This is a genomic window from Actinomadura sp. 7K507 (assembly GCF_004348425.1).
Lineage (GTDB): Bacteria > Actinomycetota > Actinomycetes > Streptosporangiales > Streptosporangiaceae > Spirillospora.
Window position 1 is genome coordinate 35,239 of record NZ_SMKK01000001.1, and the last position, 20,045, is coordinate 55,283.

The following is a 20,045-nucleotide window of genomic DNA, read 5'->3' on the forward strand; positions in this document are numbered from 1 at the left end:
GATCACCGGGAGTGCGGCATCACGTATGCCACCCTCCAAGTACTTCGAGGATGAATGGATTCAATGTAATCTCCACCGGGCACCAACCGCCAAAGCCACCGACATGCTTTCCATGGCCTGGTCCACACCACCACTGACCGGGTTGACCTCGGTCTCGGCCGGCCTGCCGGTCGGCAAGTTCCGGCAGGACCTCAATCCTTATGTGGGGCGCGCCAGAGCACCTCCGATTCATGGTTCACGACTTCATCTCCACTACCGCCGGGCGCATCCAATGCTCCGGATCGGCATGCCTGCGACGGCCATCGGCCCACTTCAGGGGCCATCTGGCCGGGTGAGCAAGTACAGCGAAACCCTGGAAATCAATGACCGCTCAACCAGATTACAAGTTTGAAACATATGATCGATCAGCAACTCGAAATCCCCCGCGGCCAAGAATAGACTAACCGAAAGTGACGAGTTGCTACATTCGGTAATACAATTGACTTAAGCCAAACTCCGCCTTATCCTTTCATTGGACCGGGTGGGGGCCTGCGGCTGCGGCGGACAAGGAAGAACGTGGAGCGCCGGGCCGGGCCGGTCCGCCCGATAGCCGTACTCGTTGCCGACTACAGCGAGCACCCTGGTGGGGTCATGAAGTTCAAGTTGCTTGGTCCCTTGGAAGTCACACTAAATGATAGTCCAGTGACCATCGCGGCTTCTCGCCAGCAGATTACGCTGGCGCTTCTACTTCTCGAAGCGGGCCATGTCGTTTCGGTGGAGCGCATAATGGACGCGCTGTGGGACGGCGATCCGCCCCGAACCGCGAAGAGCCAGGTACAGATCACGATCTCAGCGCTGCGCAGGCTTCTCGGCGAGTCGGTCATCGTGACACGGCCTCCCGGCTACCTGATCAAGACCCCCGCGGAGGCGATCGACCTCGTGCGCTTCGAGGAGCTGACGACCAGGGCTTCGAGAGCGGCCGGCGAGCAGCGCTTCGCCGAAGCGGTCGGTGACTTCCGCGAGGCCCTCGCGCTCTGGCGCGGGCCCGCGCTGGAGGGTTTACAGAGAGAGGCCATCCAGAGCGCGGCGACGAGGCTCAACGAGTGGCGGATATCGACCTACCAGGATTGTCTGGAACACGAGCTGCGGCTCGGCCGGCACCACGAGCTCATCGGCGAGCTGACGGAACTCGTCGCGGAGCATCCGCTGAACGAACACCTTCGCGGCCAGCTCATCCTGGCGCTGTACCGAGCGGGCCGGCAGGCGGACGCACTCGAGACCTTCCGCATCGGACGCAGCGTGCTGCGGGACGAGCTGGGCATCGATCCCTGCGCCGAACTGTGCCGCCTCGAACAGGCGATACTCAGCCGCGACGCACAGATCGACCTACCGGCTCCGCAACCCTCCGCCGGCCTGGCCGGCCCCGCGGCCGTCACGCCCGTCCCTCGTCAGCTGCCAAGGACCATCGCCGACTTCGGCGGTCGCGAGGAGGTCCTCGGCGAGGTGCTGGACGCCGTCACCGGCAACTGTGCGAGCGATGACCCACCCGACGTGCCGGTGGTCGTGCTCACCGGTCGTGGCGGGGTGGGGAAGACGGCGCTCGCCGTCCGCGCCGCGCATCTGCTCAGCTCGGACTTTCCCGACGGTCAGCTGTTCTTGCAGCTCCGCCCGAGGGTGCCGGACGGCAGCGCATCGCTCGTCGAACAGCTGTTGCGGTCACTCAGGCTGCATTCGGACACGATACCGCCCGACCTGGAAGGCCGTATCGCGATGTACCGGAGCGTACTCGCCGGCCTCCGCGTGCTCGTGGTCATCGACGGAGCCTTCTACCGCGACGACATCACCCCGTTCCTTCCAGGGACCCACGGCTGTGCCGCGATCGTCACCTGCGGACAGCACATCAGCCACCTGGAAGGCGTCCATCAGATCCAGGTGGGGCCGCTGGACGAGCCGACCGCGAACGACCTGCTGATGACCTTGATCGGCGACCGCCGGATGAACGCCGAACCGGAAGCCGCACGGGAACTGTTCCGGCTCTGCGAGGGGATACCGATGGCCCTGCGCATCGTGTCGGCGAAGCTCCGCGCCCGGCCGCACTGGCCGATCTCCCACATGGTCGGCCAGCTCCGGGACGAGACACGGCGACTGGACGAACTCTCCTTCGAGGGAGCCAGTGTCCGCGCCACCATCGCGATGGCGTACGACCTCCTCGACGAAGCGGCGCAGCGGCTGCTCAGGCGGTTGAGCCTGGTCGGCACGACCGATTTCGCGTTCTGGGTAGGCGTCCCTCTGCTCGACACGGACATCGCCTACGCGGAGTATCTGTTCCAGCAGCTCGTGTCGGTGCATCTGGTGGAGCCCACGGTCACGGGGGACGGCGTCGTCCGGTTCCGGCTCCATGACCTGGTACGGATCTACGCGGCGGAGCGCTGTTCGGCCGACGAATCGACGGCCGACCGGCTCGATGCCATGCGGCGCCTGGTGAGCTGCTGGCTGTTCATCGCGACCACGGCTCGTCGCCGTATCTACGGCAGCGACTTCGCGATACTCCACGGGACCGCCGAGCACTGGCCGCTCCCCGAGCACGGCATGGTCCTGCAAGACCCTGCCGAATGGTTCAGGATGGAGCGAAACTCCCTGGTCACCGCCATACTCCAAGCTGCGCAGATCGGCAACGACGAACTGTGCTGGGATCTCGCGGGCACCGCCGTGACAGCGTTCGAGTTCAGTCTCAGCGGCGACGACTGGCACGACTCGTACTCGTGCGCGCTCAGTGTCGTTCGGCGAACCGGCAACAGGCGCGGCGAGGCCATGCTCCTGTATTCCCTCGGTACGTTGGAAACAGGCGTGCACATTGCCCCCGCGAGCGGTTGCTTCGAGCGATCATTGACGATCTTCACTGAGATAGGCGACCAGCGGGGCCGGTCGCTGGCGCTCCGCGGCCTGGCACTCGTCGATGCTCTCAGCGGCGACTACGACACGGCGTTGGCGCGCTACCGGCAGGCGCTCACCATTTCCCGCGAGATCGAAGACCTGGCCGGCGAGGCGTACACGCTCACCAGCATGGCGCAGATCAGTGCCGACCGACGTGAATTCGTAGCCGCAGGGCGCCTGCTCGACGAAGCGTTCTTGATCGCCAATGAGTTCGGCACTTCCTGGCTTAAGACCCAGGTCGAGTACGCCCTAGCCGAACTTCAGTTGCGCAGGGGGCTCGCGGCATTGGCGGCGGACACACTCTCCTCGGTGCTGCGCTTCAACCGGGAGACCGGCGATGTCATCGGCCAGGTGAACACGTTGACCTCTCTGGGAAACGCAATATGCATGCTCGGAGACTTCGCGTGCGCTGAATCCGCGTTCAGTGGCGCTTACGACTTGGCTGGGCCCACGGGAAACCGGCTGTGCCAGGGCCGCGCACTGCTCGGGTTCGCCGAACTCCACTTCGCGAAAGACGAAGCGCAGCCGGCGCTGGCTCGGGTCGAGGAGGCCATTGCCGTGTTCCGCGAGCACGGCACCAAAGGCGTTTGGTATGCCAGGGCGCTCGAACTGTTCGGCCGCATTCACGACCGGGCCGGCAGGTCCTGCGAAGCGGTGGACGCCTGGGAGGCGGCAGCGGAACTGGCACGCGGCACCGATGCCGTCCTCGCCGGGCAGATCACCAGGTCACTCGCGCAGGCACTGCCGCATTCCCGGAATGGAACGTCCCAAGTCGGCGCGTTGGCTCCGGAGCAGGACCTCGGCCGCCCAGGGCGGTCTCTGCGGGGTTGACCGGCGCCGGGCAGGCCGCGCCCGCCGAAACCGTCCGCTCCGCACTCCTTAAGACGCCTCTTTCCAGCTGAGCAATACCAGTCAATATTTTGACGGAGAATCGCATGATAAGGATGCGATACCGTTATAGAGGCGACAGCGAGGTACGGTGACTCCACACCGTAGGGCCAATGGACGGTGTCCAGGATCGGGCTCGCACATCAGCCGATCCACACCATCCAAATTCCCTTGAGTTTGGAGTCAACTAGCCGTGAATATTACTGTCAGTATCATTGATGCAGTATCCGGCCATCCTGCCGAGGGTGTCGAGGTATCAGTTGTCGGCCAGCCCGCCGGAGAGTTGACCGGCCATCTGAACGGGCTAACCGACCCAGCCGGAAATTTCACGTACTCATCCGGCGCGGCACAGGTCTCCTGGAGCGGACAGTACATTCTGGAACTCAATGTCGACGCCTACTTCGCCAGCCAGGGAATGATGGCCGGCTACAAAAGCGTCACGATCGTGGTGCGAGTCGACAGCACGCGGTCGAACTACCGGATCGGTACGTTCATCACGCCGTTCGCGCACGCCACCTGGAGCGTGCGGTAGACCGGCCGGTAGCCGCCCGGTGACCGAGTGCGTCGATCACGCCTGAGCCGAGTCTCCCGATGACTTGCGCTCCACGGCCCACACAGATCAATCGGACCCCCGGACGCACCGCTGGCCCCGGCCCGAGGGCGCCCCAACCTGCGGCTACCGGTTTCCGCAGGCACTGGAAAGGCCACCGATAGGCGCACGATAGCGCCGCGATTCCTCCCTGTCCGATCGTCGTACGGTCACCACTCCAACGGCTGACCGATGCGAGAAGAAGCGAGACGGGCGGTCTGGCAAATGCAGAAGATCTGTGCTGTGCGAAGTTGCGGCTCGGCACTGGCCAGGGGGACGGTCTCACGGGGGCTACGACTCTGCGTCTCGTGCCAGACCACGCTGACCCGGCATCTGACGAGCCTGCCTCACCTCTATCGGGCCTGCGAAAAGGACCTCGAGGTACCTCGCCAGGATCCGATGAGGATCGGGCGCGGCCGGCGGCCGAGAGGGATCTGCCTGGACGACGCGGCCTCGGCCTCGCGCAGCGAGACGATGCGCGTGCTCTCCGCATGGTGCGAGATGATCATCGCGGAACGCGGCGCGACGCGGCTCAGCGGCCCCGATGTCACGACACTCACCTCGTTCCTCCAGGCCAACCTGGACTGGCTGATCAGCCACGCGGTGGCGGCCGATTTCGCAGCGGACATCGCCGCCCTCGTCGCGAACGCCGGGCGGGCGCTGAATCCGGTGCGGGTGCGGACCATCGACCTCGGTCAGTGCACCATCGCCGGATGCGGCGGAACGGTACGTGCCACCACCAGCATCGATGGCCAGGGTTCGGTACCGCGGATTCGCTGCGACGCCGGACACACCTGGGCACCACGGCAGTGGCTGGATCTCCGGCGGCAGCTGGAGTCGCCGGACAGCGGCCTGATCACCCGAAGGAGCACGCCATGAGACCGGTGCCCAGCGGCCGCACCACGGTGCCGACCGAACTCGCGGCGCTCGCCGCCGGCGTCGGCGTGGCGACCATCAGGAAGTGGGCGAGCCGCGGCAAACTCACGCGCTACGGCAGTTCGAGGCGCGCGGAGTACGACCTTGACGAGCTCTACGAACTGATTGCCCGAACGCCGCTCAGGCGCTGAGTTCGCAGTTTCCGCGATCTGCCGCCCCCCTTGGTTGCACGGGCCCTGCCGCCGCTCTTCGGCGGTATGGACGACCGGATGACCCACTCCCGCCCTCCCCGAGTGACGGGGGCTCTGGCCGTCACCCGCCGTACTGTCGCGGGGCCTCGTGGCCCGGATGGTCATTCGCGCCCCCATATGTCCCGCCGTCGGCACCGATCGAGCGACCCTCGATGGGGTTCGACCGCCGGCCGGCGCAGCTCGCCGGGCAGAATGGTTATGCCGATAAGCCGCTATGAGCTGCGCTGACGCCGGAGACGTCGAACGTAGCCGGCGGCGATTCATCCAAGGCTATTGACCTCGGCCCATCAAAGTGTCACGCTTCGAGGAGCGGCAGAAGTGTGCCTGAAATCGCTCGCAGAGGCCAAGTCGCCAATGAGGGCCCCCCGCGGTATCAGCTCCTCGTGAGCTCAACGCGGTCGATCATGCGAGCGGTCCCTATGTCGGTTGAACGCGTCGCTGGATCTCGGGATCACTGACGCGGCGCATGATCACTGGCTGTGCGCCACGCGGCCGCTGTATTCCAATCTGGCCGGCAAGCCCGTCGGGGACGGGCAAGGCCTCCGCATCTTCAACCGGGTGAAACGGCCCGGCGACGTCGGCACCCGGCCATACCAGGTTTCACCTGCGTAGACGCTCCACATGTGTAGATGCCGCACATGCGTAGACGTCCGGCACGCGCCGCCGTCTCCCGTCCGAACCCGCCGATACAGCCCCCTGCGCGACGACAATGGTCGGAGGAACCATCATGCCCGAAAAGAAGCAATTCCTCGGTGACGGCAAGGAAGCCGACCTTCGGCGGCAGAACCGCGCGACCGTCGAGAAGTACATGAACACGAGGGGCCAGGACCGCCTCCGGCGGCACCTGCTCTTCACCGAGGACGGCGTCGGCGGTCTCTGGACCAACGACACCGGGCGGCCCATCGTCATTTCCGGCCGCGACCGCCTCGCCGAGCACGCGATCTGGTCCCTGAAGTGCTTCCCCGACTGGGCCTGGATCAACATCGAGGTATTCGAGACCCAGGACCCGAACTTCTTCTGGGTCGAGTGCGACGGGGAGGGGGCCATCCGGTTCCCCGGCTACCCCGAAGGTCACTACACCAACCATTTCCTGCACTCATTCCGTTTCGAGGACGGAAAGATCAAGCAGCAGCGGGAGTTCATGAACCCCTTCGAGCAGCTACGGGCCCTGGGAATCGCTGTTCCCCAGGTCAAGCGCGAAGGAATCCCGACCTAGTCGGACAGCACTCCCCGGAGTCCACAGCCCGGGACGGCGTCAGGAAGCCGGCACAAGCGCATCCTCCACGGGTGGAGACCGGATGGACAAGGCCAAGTCCGCACACGAGATTCGCAATCTGCACCTGCAACTACAATCACGGGCCGCCCGGCAGCAGCCCGGCTGGAGCGATCCACCGCAGGTCCGGCGCATGCGTGATCTGCTGGCGTCCCGCCCCATGCTCGTCCGGGCGAGAGATGTGCTGAGGCTGCGTTCGCTCCTCGCGGAGGTCGCGGAGGGAGGTGCCCTGGTCGTCCAGGCCGGGGACTGCGCCGAAGATCCGGACGAGTGCCTGCCGGAGGCCCTCCAGAGGAAGATCGCCGCGCTGCACACGCTGGGCAACGCGCTGACCGTCATCACCGGCAAGCCGGTGCTCCGGGCCGGGCGCATCGGCGGTCAGTTCGCCAAGCCCCGCAGCAGCCCGACCGAGCAGGTCGGTGATCGCACCCTCCCGGCATTCCGGGGGCATCTGGTCAACGACCCGGCTCCGACGCCCGAGTGCCGGGAGCCCGACCCGCTGCGCCTCCTCACCGGGTACATGGCGGCGAGCGAGATCATGGAGTACCTGGGCTGGCGCGGCGAGCGGAGCCTCCCGCAGAGCGACCCGCCCATCTGGACCAGTCACGAGGCGCTGCTCCTCGACTACGAGGTCCCCCTGGTTCGCCAGGACGAGACGGCTGCGCTCATTCTGGGCTCTACGCACTGGCCATGGGTCGGCGAGCGTACCCGGCAGGTGGACGGCGCCCATGTCGCCCTGCTCGGCGAGGTCGCCAATCCAGTGGCGTGCAAAGTGGGTCCGAGGACGACGAAGGACGAGTTGCTCGCCCTGTGCGAACGGCTCGATCCGGACCGCGAGCCGGGCAGGCTGACCCTGATCAGCCGGATGGGCGCCGACTTCACGGCCTACCGGCTGATGCCGCTCGTCGAATCCGTGGCCGCCGCCGGGCATCCGGTCATCTGGCTGTGCGACCCGATGCACGCCAACACGGTCGCCACACCGGAGGGGCAGAAGACACGCCTGGTGAAGACGCTCATGCGGGAGGTCACGGACTTCGTCCCCGCGGTCCAGGTCGCCGGCGGGGTCGCGGGCGGACTCCATCTCGAGACCACCCCCGACGACGTCACCGAGTGCGTCATCGACGAGAGCGGCTTCGCCCAGGTCGGGGCCCGGTACCGGACCTTCTGCGATCCGCGGCTCACCCTCTGGCAAGCGGTCGCGGTCATCTCGGCCTGGGGGAACCGACACTCACCGATCGAACAGGAAGGGGCGCGCGATGCCCGGCATACCCCCTATTGAGACCTACCCGATCCCCGGTGTGGGTGATCTGCCCGACAACATCGCCACGTGGACGCCGAACCCCGAACGTACGGTTCTGCTCATCCACGACATGCAGCGCTTCTTCCTCAGGCCTCTCCCCGCTCCGACGCGGGACGAACTCGTCCGGACCATCTCGCTGCTGCGCGAGCGGGCCACGGCACTCGGCGTCCAGATCGCCTACTCGACCCAGCCCGGCGACATGAGCGAAGAGGAACGAGGCCTGCTCAGGGACTTCTGGGGGCCGGGCATGAGCAGGACCCCCGACGACCGCCTCGTGACCGACGAGCTGTACCCGGAAGTCGGCGACTGGATGTTCTTCAAGCGGCGCTACAGCGCGTTCTTCGGCTGTGACCTGCTGGAGCGCATCCGGTTGAGCGGGCGCGACCAGCTGATCATCTGCGGGGTGTACGCGCACCTCGGGGTGCTGATCACGGCGGTCGAGGCGTACAGCAACGATCTTCAGACGTTCGTGGTGGGCGACGCCGTCGCCGACTTCAGCGCCGATCACCACCACATGGCACTCCGGTACGTCGCCTCGTCCTGCGCGGCGGTGATCAGCGCGAAGGAGGTGTTCTTGTGACCGGTCCGGGCGGTGCGGCACGTTCGGGCGGGGACGACCTACTCGACACGATTCTGGACCTCCGGGCTCCCGCCTTCGCCTTGCTGCACCGCCCCGAGACGACCGGGCCGGGGTCGCTGGACGTGATCGTCGGAGACGTCTCGCACGTGGCGACTCTGGCGGATATCGCGCTCCCCGACCCCGGCCAGGTCCCGCCGGAGCCGGTGGCCCGCGCACCTGAGCCGGCCGCCCGCCCCGACATGCTCGCGCTCGTTCCGTACCGGCAGATCCGTGAACGCGGCTTCGCATGCGCGGACGACGGCTCTCCGCTGATCACGCTCACCGTGACCGGGCATCAGACGGTACCGATCACCGAGGCCCTCGCCCGGATCCCCGACCTGCCCATCGCCGTGCACGACGGGCACTTCGACGTGGTGGACGACGCCTACGCCGAGAACGTCCGCAGGGTGGTCAAGGAGGCGATCGGCGAGGGCGAGGGCGCCAACTTCGTCATCAAACGGTTCTTCGACACCGACATCGACGGTTACACGCCGCACAGCGCGCTGGCGTTCTTCCGGCGGCTGCTCCTGGTCGAGTCGGGGACGTACTGGACCTTCATCGTCCACACCGGCGAACGGACGTTCGTGGGCGCCACGCCAGAGCGGCACGTCACGCTGAACGACGGCGTCGCCACCATGAACCCCATCAGCGGCACCTACCGCTACCCGGCGTCCGGCCCCACGTTGCCCGATGTCATGGACTTCCTCGCCGACCGGAAGGAGTCCGAGGAGCTCCTCATGGTGGTGGACGAGGAGCTCAAGATGATGACGCGGATCTGCGAGCCGGGCGTCAGGGTGGTGGGTCCGCGGCTGAAGGAGATGGCGCGGCTGGCCCACACCGAGTACGTCATCGAGGGCAGAAGCAGGCGCGATGTACGCGACATCCTCCGGCAGACCATGTTCGCGCCGACCGTCACCGGCAGCCCGATCGAGAACGCCTGCCGCGTCATCAGGCGGCACGAGCCGATGGGCCGCGCCTACTACAGCGGGATCGTCGCCTGCATCGGCCGTGACGGTTCCGGTGGCCGGACACTCGACTCCGCCATCCTCATCCGTACCGCCGATATCGACAGCGGCGGCCGGGTGCGCATCGGTGTCGGCAACACGCTCGTCCGCCACTCCGATCCGGCGTCGGAGGTCGCCGAGACCCGCGCCAAAGTGGCCGGGATACTCGCCGCGCTGCGGGGCGCCACCTCGTCCAAGCTGGCGTCGCATCCCCGTGTACGGGACGCGCTGGCGCACCGCAACACGACCATCGCCGGCTTCTGGCTGGGCGATGGCGCCGCGCGAGCGCCGGCCCTACCGGAACTGGCGGGGTGCAGGACGCTGATCGTGGACGCCGAGGACACCTTCACCTCGATGCTGGAGCACCAGCTGCGCAGCCTGGACATGCGGGTGACCGTGCGCCGTCACGACGAGATCCCTCCGTTCGGGGACTACGACTTCGTCGTGCTCGGGCCGGGACCGGGTGATCCCGGCGACCCGCACCTCGACAAGATCGGCCGGCTGTCGTCGGCCGCGGGGGCGCTGCTGGCCGCACGCCGCCCGTTCCTCGCCGTCTGCCTGAGCCATCAGGTCCTCTGCATGAGGCTCGGGTTCGACGTGCGGCGCAGGGAGACGCCGAACCAGGGCCTCCAGTTGGAGATCGACCTGTTCGGGCGCCGGGAGAAGGTGGGTTTCTACAACACGTTCGTGGCCTCGTCGGCGCGGGACGGCGCCGAGATGGACGGGGTGGGCGGGGTGGAGATCTGCCGCGATCCGGAGACGGGCGACGTGCACGCGCTGCGCGGTCCGCGATTCGCCTCCCTCCAGTTCCACGCCGAGTCCGTGCTCACGCAGAACGGCCCGCACATACTCGGTTCGCTGATCAGAACGGCGCTGGTCACATGATGACCGATCACGGAGGGCGCGGCGGGACGCACCCCTACACGGTGATCGACGCTTTCACCGACACGCCGCTTGAGGGCAACCCGGTCGCGGTCTTCTTCGACGCCGAGGACCTCGGCACGGACCGCATGCAGCGCATCGCCAGGGAGATGAACCTCTCGGAGGTCACGTTCGTCCTCCCGCCGGAGCGGGGCGGTGACGCGCGCGTCCGCATCTTCACGCCGGTCAACGAACTGCCGTTCGCGGGGCATCCGCTGCTCGGCACCGCGGTCGCGCTCGGTGAGTCGGTCAAGGGAGACCGGCTCGTGCTGGAGACGGCGATGGGCGCCATCCCGTTCGAGCTCGAACGTGTCGACGGGACGGTCGTCGCCGCCCAGATGGCCCAGCCGGTACCGACCTGGCAGGCGTTCGACCGCGCCGACGAGTTGCTGGCGGCGCTGGGCGTCCCGGTCCCGGAAACGCCGGTGGAGATCTACTCCAACGGTCCCCGGCACGTGTTCGTGGGGCTGGACAGCCTGGCCTCGCTTTCCCGGGTCGATCCCGACCACCGTGCCCTGGCCGCGTTCCCGGATATGGCGACGAACTGTTTCGCCGGCGCCGGCGCGGACTGGCGCATCCGCATGTTCTCACCGGCCTACGGGGTGACCGAGGACGCGGCCACAGGGTCCGCGGCGGGGCCCCTGGCCATCCATCTCGCCCGCCACGGACGCATCGCCTTCGGGCAGTGGATCGGCATCCGGCAGGGAGTCGAGATGGGCCGGCCGTCGCTCATGCGCGGCCGGGCGGACTGCACCGATGGCCGCGTCACGAAGGTACGGGTCGCCGGATCGGGCGTCCCGATCGCCCGTGGACTGATCTACGCCTGAGCACCGACGGAGGCAGGATGAGCCGGACCTACGAAAGCCTGACCGGCGCACTCGACGCGTCCTTCCCGGAGTACGCCGACCCGCCGCCCGAGCCGATGGCACTGGTCCGGAACTGGATCTCGGCGGCGGTCGAGGGGAAGGTGCGCGAGCCGCTGGCTCTCGCGCTCGCCACGGCCGACGACCGCGGCCGCGCCTCCAACCGGACCGTGACGGTCGTCGAGGTCGCCGGTGAGGGCCTGGTCTTCACCAGCCACAGCACCAGCCAGAAGGGCCGGGAGATCGCGCAGACCGGGTGGGCCTCCGGGCTGCTGTACTGGCGCGAGGTCGCTCGCCAGCTGATCGTGTCGGGTCCGGTGACCCTGCTGAGCGCGGCCGAGGCGGACCGGCTCTGGGCCGCCCGGCCGGCGCCGCTGCACGCCATGACGACCGCGTCGTGGCAGAGCGACCCGCTCGACGATGTCTCCGTGCTCCGCGCGGAGGCCGACCGGCTGTCCATGCGCGGCGGCCCGCTCCCCCGGCCGGAGCGGTTCGCCGGCTACCGCCTGGAGCCGGCCGTCGTCGAGTTCTGGTCCGCCGCCTCCGGAAGGCTGCACCGGAGACTGCGCTACGACAGGGCCCAGGCGACTTGGCGGAGCATCAGGTTGCAGCCTTAGCCGAGGCCCGCCCGCCGTTTCACATCCCCAGCAGCACCGCGATCCGCGCGATCGCCGGTTCGGCGCGCCCGGGTCCGTTGCCCGTATCAAGTCCAGCACAGAGAGGAGTTGCCCTATGGCGGACAACCCCCCCGAATTCGACGCCATCGTCATCGGCGCCGGAATGGGCGGCATCTACGCACTCCACAAACTCCGCAACGAACTCGGCCTTCGCGTCCGGGCGTTCGACAGGGCCGGCGGTATCGGCGGCACCTGGTGGTGGAACCGCTACCCGGGCGCCAAGTCCGACAGCGAGGGCCTCGTCTACCGGTTCTCCTTCGACAAGGAGACGCTCGGTGAGCCGATCGGGAACAACCGCTACATCGACCAGGCCGACATGCAGGCCTACCTCGAGTCGGTGGTCGACAAATTCGACCTGCGCAAGGACATCCAACTCGACACGGGCATCGACGGCATGTCATTCGACGAGGCCACGGCGGTGTGGACCGTCAGCACCGCCGAGGGCGAGACGCTCACCGCACGCTACGTCGTCAGCGCCCTGGGGCCCCTGTCGATGGAGTACTACCCCGACATCAAGGGCCGCGACAGCTTCCAGGGACGCATGGTCCACACCGCCACCTGGCCCGCGGACCTCAGGATCGACGGCAAGCGCGTCGGCATCGTCGGCACCGGCTCGACGGGGACCCAGTTCATCTGCGCGGCCTCGAAGACGGCCGGCCATCTGACGGTCTTCCAGCGGACGGCGCAGTACTGCGTGCCGAACGGCAACCGCCCGATCAGCGCGGAGGAGAGGGCGGAGTACCGGGCCAACCACCAGAAGATCTGGGACGGGGTCTGGATCTCCTACGTCGGAGCCGGGTTCCAGGAAAGCCAGGTGCCCGCGATGAGCGTCTCCGCGGAGGAGCGCCGGCGCATCTTCCAGAAGGCCTGGGACAAGGGCAACGCCTTCCGCTTCATGCTCGAGACGTTCTCGGACATCGCCCGTGACCCGGCCGCCAACGAGGCCGCGGCCGAGTTCATCCGGTCGAAGGTCAGGGAGATCGTCAAGGACCCGGAGACCGCGCGGAAGCTGATGCCGACCGGCTACTACGCGAGGCGGCCGATCAGCAACGAGGACTACTACGAGAGCTTCAACCGGGACAACGTCGCCCTGGTCAGCCTCAAGGAGAACCCGATCAGGGAGATCACGCCCAACGGTGTGGTCACTGAGGACGGCGCCGAACACGACCTCGACGTCCTGGTCTTCGCGACCGGGTTCGACGCGTTCGACGGCACCTACAAGAAGATGGAGATCCGCGGCCGCGGCGGCGTCGCCCTGCGGGACCACTGGAAGGACGGCGCCGGCAGCTACCTGGGCATCGCCTGCAACAGGTTCCCGAACATGTTCATGGTCTTCGGGCCGGGGACCGTCTTCAGCAACCTGCCGCCGGGAATCGAAACCCAGGTCGACTGGATCACCAGTTTGATCAAGACGGCGATCGACGGCGACAAGCCGTGCATCGAGGCCACCGAGGACGCCGAGCGGACCTGGACCTCGACCTGCGACGAGATCGCCGAACACAGCCTCTTCTCGAAGGTCGATTCCTTCATCAACGGCGGCAACATCCCCGGGAAGAAGAAGAGGCTCCTGTTCTACGTCGCGGGGCTCGCCGCGTACCGCCAGAAACTCGGGGAGGTCGCCGGCGCCGGTTACGACGGTTTCGTCCTCGGCGCTCCGATGCAGCGGGAAGAGCAGCCGACGGCATGACGAGCAGGACCGTTCCGCAAGCCGAAGAACACCCACCAGCACAGGACAAGGAGATCGGACATGGCTGACTACAGCGATCGGTACTTCCGGCCCGATACCGGGAAGTTCGACTTCGAGCACGGAAACGCGGCGCTCGAAGTGATCTTCCCTGCCCTCCAGGCCGAATCCCGCATGGGAATCTCCGAGTCGGGAAGCGACGCATCACTGGTCGCCGACTTCACCATGGCCCTGGAGGTCACCTGGTTCGATGCGGTCGCGCCGTACTACTACCCGGCGGTGGGCATCTACTCCGACCTCGGCCACCGGCCGAAGATCGAGGCCAACAACCGGAACAAGAACGTCGCCATCCTCTACGCCTCCTACCGCATCCTCAACGACCGCCTTCCCCATGGCAGGGGTGACTGGCGCAAGATGATGGAGTCGGTCGGCCTCAACCCGGACGACGATTCCGAGGACAAGGAGACGGCGACGGGCATCGGCAACCTCGCCGCCAGGGGAATGATCGAGGCCCGCGAGAACGACGGGCTCAACCGGCTGGGAAACGAGGGCGGCCGCAGGTACCACCCGCAGCCGTTCAGGGACTACACCGGTTACAAGCCCGTCAACACGGCGTACGAACTGCACGACCCGTCACGCTGGCAGCCCAACCTCAACCCGTACGGAAACGGCGTCTTCACCGTCCAGTCGGCGGTGACCCCGCAGATGCGCCTCGCCACGCCGTTCACCTTCTCGGATCCGGCCAAGTTCGACCTCGACCCGCCGGTCAACAGCGATGTCCGCAACATCGAGGCGTACCGGCGCCAGGCCGACGAGGTCCTGGAAGCGTCGGCAGGGCTCACCGACCGGCACAAGGTGCTGGCGGAGCTGTTCAACGACAAGTTCTTCACCCTCGGGGTCATCGCGGGAACGACCGCGCTGAGGACCAAGCCGATGGAGGTCGGCGAGTTCGTCCAGTACCTCGCGACCGTCGAAGTCGCCATCTTCGACGCGGCCATCGTGGACTGGCACTACAAGAACCTCTACGACTCGGTACGGCCGTACAGCGCGATCCGCTACCTGTACGGGGACAAGCCCGTGACCGCGTGGGGCGGCCCGGGCCGGGGCACCGTCCACGACATCACCGGCAACGAGTGGCAGAGCTACCTGACCACCCCCGACCACTCGGAATACCCGTCGGTCTCGACCTCGCTCTGCGGCGCCTACACCCAGGCGGCCCGCCTCCTGCTCGGCGGCGACGAGATCAATTCCGAGATCCACGTGAAGGCCGGGTCGTCGGTGGTCGAGCCGGGGCTCACGCCCCATGAGGACATGACCTTCACCTGGAACACGTGGACGGAACTCTCCCAGGACTGCGGCATGAGCAGGCACTGGGGCGGCGTGCACTTCCGCTCCGCGATCAGCAACGTCTCCGATTTCTCCACGCAGATCGGCACACGCGCCTACGAGTTCATGCAGGAACATCTCGAGCCGTAGAAGCGCGCCGGAGCCGCCCCGGAGGCCGCGGCACGGCTGCCTCCAGCCGTGCCGCGGCCTGCGGTTTCACCCGCCGAACTCGCCTCGTCCGCAGGTGACGATCAGGGAGCGCAGCAGCAGTCATGTCCACCTCCGAGAACGCTCACGTCCTGATCGCCGGTGCCGGGATCGGCGGGCTGACCGCGGCGCTCGCGCTGCACGCCCACGGGATCGAGGCGACGGTGCTGGAGAACGCCCGTGAGATCCGCCCGATCGGGGTGGGGATCAACATCCAGCCCGCCGCCATCGCCGAACTGACCTCGCTCGGCCTCGGGGAGGCTCTGGCGGCGATCGGCGTCGCCACCCGGGAGCACCGCTACCTCGACCGCACCGGCACCACGCTGTGGACCGAACCGCGGGGCCTCGCCGCCGGCCATCGGTGCCCGCAGTACTCGCTCCATCGCGGCGAACTGCAGATGATGCTGCTGGCGGCGGTCCGCGACCGGCTCGGTCCGGACGCGGTCCGCGCCGGATCCCGGGTGACCGGCTTCACGCAGACGCCCGGCGGCGTCCAGGTCCAGGTCGAGAACGGCCGGGACGAGAACGGCCGGGACGAACGCGGCGGTCCCTCCATCTCGATCGAGGGCACGGCGCTGATCGGTGCGGACGGAAGGAACTCCGCGGTCCTGAGCCAGCTCCACCCCGACCGCACCGCGGTGTCCTCGGCGCGGATTCACATGTGGCGCGGACTGACCGAACTGGACGGGTTCCTCGACGGTCGCACCATGATCCTGGGCAACGACGAGCACGGGGCCCGGATGATCGCCTACCCGTGCTCGGCACGTCACGCCCGGCAGGGCAGGGCCCTCCTCAACTGGGTGTGCATGGTCCCCGCGGCCGCGACGGGCGCGTCCGCCGATTCCGGCTGGGCCGGCGCCGGCCGCCTCGAGGACGTGCTGCCGCACTTCGCGGCCTGGGACTTCGGCTGGCTGAACGTCCCCGAGGTGCTCGCCCGCAGCAGCCGGATCCTGCGGTACCCCATGGTCGACCGCGATCCGCTGGCCGGCTGGGGGGACGGCCGGGTCACGCTGCTCGGCGACGCCGCCCATCTGATGTACCCGATCGGCGCCAACGGTGCGTCACAGGCCGTCCTCGACGCGGTCGCCCTCGCCGCCGAGCTCGCACGCGGCGACGACGTGGCCGCCGCACTGGACCGCTACGAAGGCGTCCGCCGTCCCGCCACGACCGCGATCACCCAGGCCAACCGGGACATGGACACCGCCGAACGCGCCCTCGCGGCCAGGGCCGGCGCCGACGACGCGACCAAGGCCGCCCATCTGGAATCGGTGACCACGAGCTACCGCGACGTCGTCGACACCGGCACCGGGCACGTCGCCCACCCCATACATCCCGGCGGCGCGAACCCGCGGGGATGACCAGCGCGGTCCGTCAGGATCGCATGCCACGAAACACGAAGGAGGAGGATCGGCATGGTGCGCAAGTCCGTCCAGGTTCTCGTGATCGGCGGCGGGCCCGCGGGCTCAACCGCCGCGACGCTGCTGGCCCGCCAGGGATTCAAGGTGATGCTGCTGGAGCGCGACCACTTCCCGCGCTACCACATCGGCGAGTCCCTGCTGCCCTCGTGCCTGCCGATCCTCGATCTGGTGGGTGCGCGGGAGAAGGTCGAGGCGTTCGGGTTCAAGCGCAAGGGCGGCGCCTACTACGCCTGGGGCGAGGAGAACTGGGAGCTGCGGTTCAGCGAGATCTTCGGCACCGAGTACAGCTGGCAGGTCCGCCGCTCCGACTTCGACCAGCTGCTCCTTGAGCACGCCCGCAGCGAGGGCGTCGAGGCCCACGAGGGCGTGGCCGTCCGTAAGATCGGTTTCCAGGGCGACCGCGCGGTGAACGCGACATGGGAGCGCGCCGGCGCCAAGGGCGAAGAGGCGGCCGAGGGGGTCGTCGACTTCGACTACGTCATCGACGCGTCCGGCCGGGCCGGACTGCTGGCCACCAAGCACCACAACAGCCGCCGCCACCACGACGTGTTCAAGAACGTCGCCGTGTGGGGGTACTGGAAGAACACCAAGCCGTTCGGACGCGGGCCGGAGAACGGCATCGGCGTCTGCTCCATCCCGCACGGCTGGTTGTGGCAGATCCCGCTCCACGACGGGACCGTGAGCGTGGGAACGGTCCTCACCAAGGAGCACCTGCGCAAGCAGCAGGCGGGGCAGGCGGACCTGAAGGAGATCTACCTCGGCCACCTCGCCGAGAACCCGCTGATCTCGAACCTGGTCTCGGGCGCCGAACTGAGCAGCGAGATCAAGGCGGAGACGGACTACTCCTACGTCACCGACCGGTTCGCGGGCCCGGGATACCTGCTGGCCGGCGACGCGGCCTGCTTCCTGGACCCGCTGCTTTCCACCGGCGTCCACCTCGCGATGTACAGCGCGATGCTGTCGGCCGCGACGCTGTCCTCGATAATGCGCGACGGGATCGACGAGCAGGACGCGACGAGCTTCTACGAGCAGGCGTACCGGACGTCGTACGAGCGCCTTCTCGTCCTGGTCTCGGTGTTCTACGAGGCCTACCGCGGCCGCGACGACCACTTCTACAACGCCCAGCGGCTGAGCCGGCGCGAGAAGGGCAACCTCAAGCTGCACGAGGCGTTCCTCCACATCACGGCCGGTGTCGAGGACCTGGCCGACGCCATGGACCAGGAGCGCGCCTACGACGCCGTCGCCAAGGAGCTCGTCGGGCCCGGCGCCGAGGGCGGCAACCCGCTGGCCAACCACAACGTCAACATGCTCCAGCCGCCGGACGCGCCCGGCCGTTCCCTGGCCGGCCTCTACCTGGCGATCGAGCCGAAGCTGACGCTGCTGCGGGCGAGCTGACGAGCCGGAGGCCGTCCGGCCGCCCGCCTGGTCCGGTCCGTCCTGCCCCACCTGACCCGATCCCCGCGATCGGTCCACGACCAGTGTCACCAGCGCCCTGATCTACGAACGCGAGTACCGGCGCGTTCCTGAGCCGCCGCTCAGGGACGCGCCGTTCTCGTCGACCCCTCGCCCACCGACTTCTGAGCGGAGCACCGATGACCGAGACATCAACGGTCCAGATCTTCACCAAACCGGCCTGTGTACTCTGCAAGAACTCCAAGCGCGTTCTCGACACGGCCGGAATCCCCTATGAGGAACTGGACACCTCGAGCGCGCCCCGGCTCGCCGATTCGGCCGTGTACTACTCGGGACGGTCCACCCTGCCGCAGGTCTTCGCCGGCGGGCAGTGGATCGACGGGCCGGACGACCTGAGCGGGCTGGCGAAGGCCGGCAGGCTTCGCGAGGTCGTCGAATCCGCGCACGGTGCGCTGCCGATCGGGTCGGTGTCCGACGAGGAACTCGCCAGGGGCGCCGAAGACCTGCCTCTGGTCGACCATCTGTCCCGTACCGACGGAACCCACGACTCCGATCCGGAGTCCTGGCCGATCCTGCGCTTCTACCACAAGATCTTCGGCTTCTGGCCTAACACGCTGGCCTATCTGTACCGCTGGCCCACTGCCTACAAGCTGTTCGTCTACTGCCAGAACATCGCCTCACTGCAGAAGGCCGCCGGGACCGTCGGCACGCCGGTGGTGTCGATCATCGGCTACGGCTCGTCCGCGGCGCAGGGCTGCACCTACTGCATGACGCACAGCATCACCATGTTCAAAGGCCTCGACGTCGACGTCGACGCGCTGAAAGCCGCCCGCCGAGGCGACACCGGTCCGGACAACCCGTTCGGCCCGTTCGAGGTCGCGGTCGTGGACCTCGCCGCGCAGGCCACCAGAAACGCCGTCACGGACAAGGCCATCGACGCGGTGCGCGATACGGCGGACCGGGGGCGCACGAAAGCGGTGGACCCTGAGGAGGCCCTTGAGGCCGTCATTCAGATCGGCGCGTCAATGGGGTTCTTCAACGTCTTCAACGATCTCGCGGGGGTCGCCATCGAGGGCGACTGGGCCGTGGTGGCGAAGTCGAAGGGCATCGACCCCGGACGGCACGGCATCGAGGACGAGAACCCCGACAACCTCGCGCACGGCGTGCCCGAGGGCGGGCCGCAGGCCGAGGAGATGCTCGGCAGGTTCGCAACGGCCGTCGGCGATGTCACGGCGTACACCACCGAACACCTCGGGCTGATGCCGGCCTGGATGGCGGCCTGGCCGGAGGCGACCAGATCGCTGCACGCCCACATGTACGTCACGCTGATGAGCGGCGGCTGGGACGCGGTGATCAGCGGAGAGCTGAAACACCTGATGGCCAGGGTGGCGGCCGTCTCCCGCGGCCACACCTACCTCGCCGCGATCGAGGGCCTCATCGCCGCTCACCTCGCCGAGGCCCCCGACCGGGCCGCGGCGCGGGTACGGCACGCCTACCGGGCGGCGATCGGCGACCCGGAGTCGATGGAGCCGTTCGACGCGAAGGAGCAGAGCGCGCTGCGCCTGGCGTGGCTGTCGGCGCAGAGCCCGATGGTCACCCCGCGGCGCTTCGTCGAACCGCTCATCGAGCAGTACGACGAGCGGGCCATCACCGAGCTCATCGTCTGCTGCGCCGTCGCGTCCCTCGTCCAGCGCTTCGTCGCCGTGGTGCGGCCGGACATCGAGCCGGAGGTCCGGACGTTCCTCGCCGACCACGGGCTCGATGCCGATCTGCTCGCCGTCCGGTACCCGGCCGCGCGCTGATCCGCGACAACCGGTGACCTC

At 67.9% G+C, this 20,045-nt stretch carries 17 protein-coding genes; all 17 read left to right on the forward strand.

All coding sequences use genetic code 11. From position 1 onward, the window contains the following. The first annotated feature begins 25 nt into the window (after positions 1-25). The gene (locus tag E1285_RS00130; RefSeq protein WP_132146120.1) at positions 26-391 is read left to right on the forward strand and encodes a hypothetical protein; all 366 of its coding nucleotides are present in this window, start codon (positions 26-28) and stop codon (positions 389-391) included. A 290-nt stretch (positions 392-681) separates the two neighbouring features. Further along, a complete protein-coding gene (locus E1285_RS00135) occupies positions 682-3,744 on the forward strand; it encodes a BTAD domain-containing putative transcriptional regulator (protein ID WP_165966398.1) in 3,063 nt (1,020 codons plus the stop codon). A 250-nt stretch (positions 3,745-3,994) separates the two neighbouring features. Next, on the forward strand, positions 3,995-4,333 hold the full coding sequence (locus E1285_RS00140) for a hydroxyisourate hydrolase (protein ID WP_132146126.1): 339 nt from the start codon (positions 3,995-3,997) through the stop codon (positions 4,331-4,333). 282 nt (positions 4,334-4,615) lie between these two features. Then, positions 4,616-5,269, forward strand: a complete 654-nt coding sequence (locus E1285_RS00145; RefSeq protein WP_132146129.1) for a hypothetical protein — start codon at positions 4,616-4,618, stop codon at positions 5,267-5,269. Further along, complete coding sequence (locus tag E1285_RS00150) at positions 5,266-5,457, forward strand: hypothetical protein (RefSeq protein WP_132146132.1); 192 nt, start codon at positions 5,266-5,268, stop codon at positions 5,455-5,457. The genes E1285_RS00145 and E1285_RS00150 overlap by 4 nt, the downstream gene beginning before the upstream one ends. A gap of 486 nt (positions 5,458-5,943) precedes the next feature. After that, on the forward strand, positions 5,944-6,129 hold the full coding sequence (locus tag E1285_RS00155) for a hypothetical protein (protein WP_132146135.1): 186 nt from the start codon (positions 5,944-5,946) through the stop codon (positions 6,127-6,129). Between the two features lie 115 nt (positions 6,130-6,244). Further along, positions 6,245-6,733, forward strand: coding sequence for a PhzA/PhzB family protein (locus tag E1285_RS00160; RefSeq protein WP_132146138.1), 489 nt, complete (start codon positions 6,245-6,247; stop codon positions 6,731-6,733). Between the two features lie 82 nt (positions 6,734-6,815). Further along, positions 6,816-8,069 carry a 3-deoxy-7-phosphoheptulonate synthase gene (locus tag E1285_RS00165; protein WP_132146141.1) on the forward strand — a complete coding sequence of 418 codons (1,254 nt, stop codon included), beginning with the start codon at positions 6,816-6,818 and terminating at the stop codon, positions 8,067-8,069. Then, a complete protein-coding gene (locus E1285_RS00170) occupies positions 8,047-8,670 on the forward strand; it encodes an isochorismatase family protein (protein WP_132146144.1) in 624 nt (207 codons plus the stop codon). The genes E1285_RS00165 and E1285_RS00170 overlap by 23 nt, the downstream gene beginning before the upstream one ends. Then, the gene (locus E1285_RS00175; protein ID WP_132146147.1) at positions 8,667-10,598 is read left to right on the forward strand and encodes an anthranilate synthase family protein; all 1,932 of its coding nucleotides are present in this window, start codon (positions 8,667-8,669) and stop codon (positions 10,596-10,598) included. Before E1285_RS00170 ends, E1285_RS00175 begins: the two co-directional genes overlap by 4 nt. After that, positions 10,595-11,461, forward strand: a complete 867-nt coding sequence (locus tag E1285_RS00180) for a PhzF family phenazine biosynthesis isomerase (protein ID WP_132146150.1) — start codon at positions 10,595-10,597, stop codon at positions 11,459-11,461. Before E1285_RS00175 ends, E1285_RS00180 begins: the two co-directional genes overlap by 4 nt. 17 nt (positions 11,462-11,478) lie before the next feature. Beyond that, complete coding sequence (gene phzG / locus E1285_RS00185; RefSeq protein WP_132146153.1) at positions 11,479-12,114, forward strand: phenazine biosynthesis FMN-dependent oxidase PhzG; 636 nt, start codon at positions 11,479-11,481, stop codon at positions 12,112-12,114. A 115-nt stretch (positions 12,115-12,229) separates the two neighbouring features. Then, a complete protein-coding gene (locus E1285_RS00190) occupies positions 12,230-13,861 on the forward strand; it encodes an NAD(P)/FAD-dependent oxidoreductase (protein WP_132146156.1) in 1,632 nt (543 codons plus the stop codon). 60 nt (positions 13,862-13,921) lie between these two features. Beyond that, positions 13,922-15,334: a DUF6851 domain-containing protein gene (locus E1285_RS00195; RefSeq protein ID WP_132146159.1), complete on the forward strand. Its 1,413-nt coding sequence runs from the start codon at positions 13,922-13,924 to the stop codon at positions 15,332-15,334. Between the two features lie 122 nt (positions 15,335-15,456). Then, positions 15,457-16,749, forward strand: a complete 1,293-nt coding sequence (locus E1285_RS00200; protein WP_132146162.1) for an FAD-dependent monooxygenase — start codon at positions 15,457-15,459, stop codon at positions 16,747-16,749. Positions 16,750-16,803: 54 nt separating this feature from the next. Beyond that, positions 16,804-18,204: an NAD(P)/FAD-dependent oxidoreductase gene (locus tag E1285_RS00205; protein WP_243722441.1), complete on the forward strand. Its 1,401-nt coding sequence runs from the start codon at positions 16,804-16,806 to the stop codon at positions 18,202-18,204. A 197-nt stretch (positions 18,205-18,401) separates the two neighbouring features. Next, complete coding sequence (locus E1285_RS00210; protein WP_132146165.1) at positions 18,402-20,024, forward strand: glutaredoxin domain-containing protein; 1,623 nt, start codon at positions 18,402-18,404, stop codon at positions 20,022-20,024. Positions 20,025-20,045: the final 21 nt, after the last annotated feature.

Coding starts and splice junctions, on each gene's coding strand:
- E1285_RS00130 (WP_132146120.1), top strand. CDS start 26: ATGCCACCCTCCAAGTACTTCGAGGATGAATGGATTCAATGTAATCTC.
- E1285_RS00145 (WP_132146129.1), top strand. CDS start 4,616: ATGCAGAAGATCTGTGCTGTGCGAAGTTGCGGCTCGGCACTGGCCAGG.
- E1285_RS00150 (WP_132146132.1), top strand. CDS start 5,266: ATGAGACCGGTGCCCAGCGGCCGCACCACGGTGCCGACCGAACTCGCG.
- E1285_RS00160 (WP_132146138.1), top strand. CDS start 6,245: ATGCCCGAAAAGAAGCAATTCCTCGGTGACGGCAAGGAAGCCGACCTT.
- E1285_RS00165 (WP_132146141.1), top strand. CDS start 6,816: ATGGACAAGGCCAAGTCCGCACACGAGATTCGCAATCTGCACCTGCAA.
- E1285_RS00170 (WP_132146144.1), top strand. CDS start 8,047: ATGCCCGGCATACCCCCTATTGAGACCTACCCGATCCCCGGTGTGGGT.
- E1285_RS00180 (WP_132146150.1), top strand. CDS start 10,595: ATGATGACCGATCACGGAGGGCGCGGCGGGACGCACCCCTACACGGTG.
- phzG (WP_132146153.1), top strand. CDS start 11,479: ATGAGCCGGACCTACGAAAGCCTGACCGGCGCACTCGACGCGTCCTTC.
- E1285_RS00190 (WP_132146156.1), top strand. CDS start 12,230: ATGGCGGACAACCCCCCCGAATTCGACGCCATCGTCATCGGCGCCGGA.
- E1285_RS00195 (WP_132146159.1), top strand. CDS start 13,922: ATGGCTGACTACAGCGATCGGTACTTCCGGCCCGATACCGGGAAGTTC.
- E1285_RS00200 (WP_132146162.1), top strand. CDS start 15,457: ATGTCCACCTCCGAGAACGCTCACGTCCTGATCGCCGGTGCCGGGATC.
- E1285_RS00205 (WP_243722441.1), top strand. CDS start 16,804: ATGGTGCGCAAGTCCGTCCAGGTTCTCGTGATCGGCGGCGGGCCCGCG.
- E1285_RS00210 (WP_132146165.1), top strand. CDS start 18,402: ATGACCGAGACATCAACGGTCCAGATCTTCACCAAACCGGCCTGTGTA.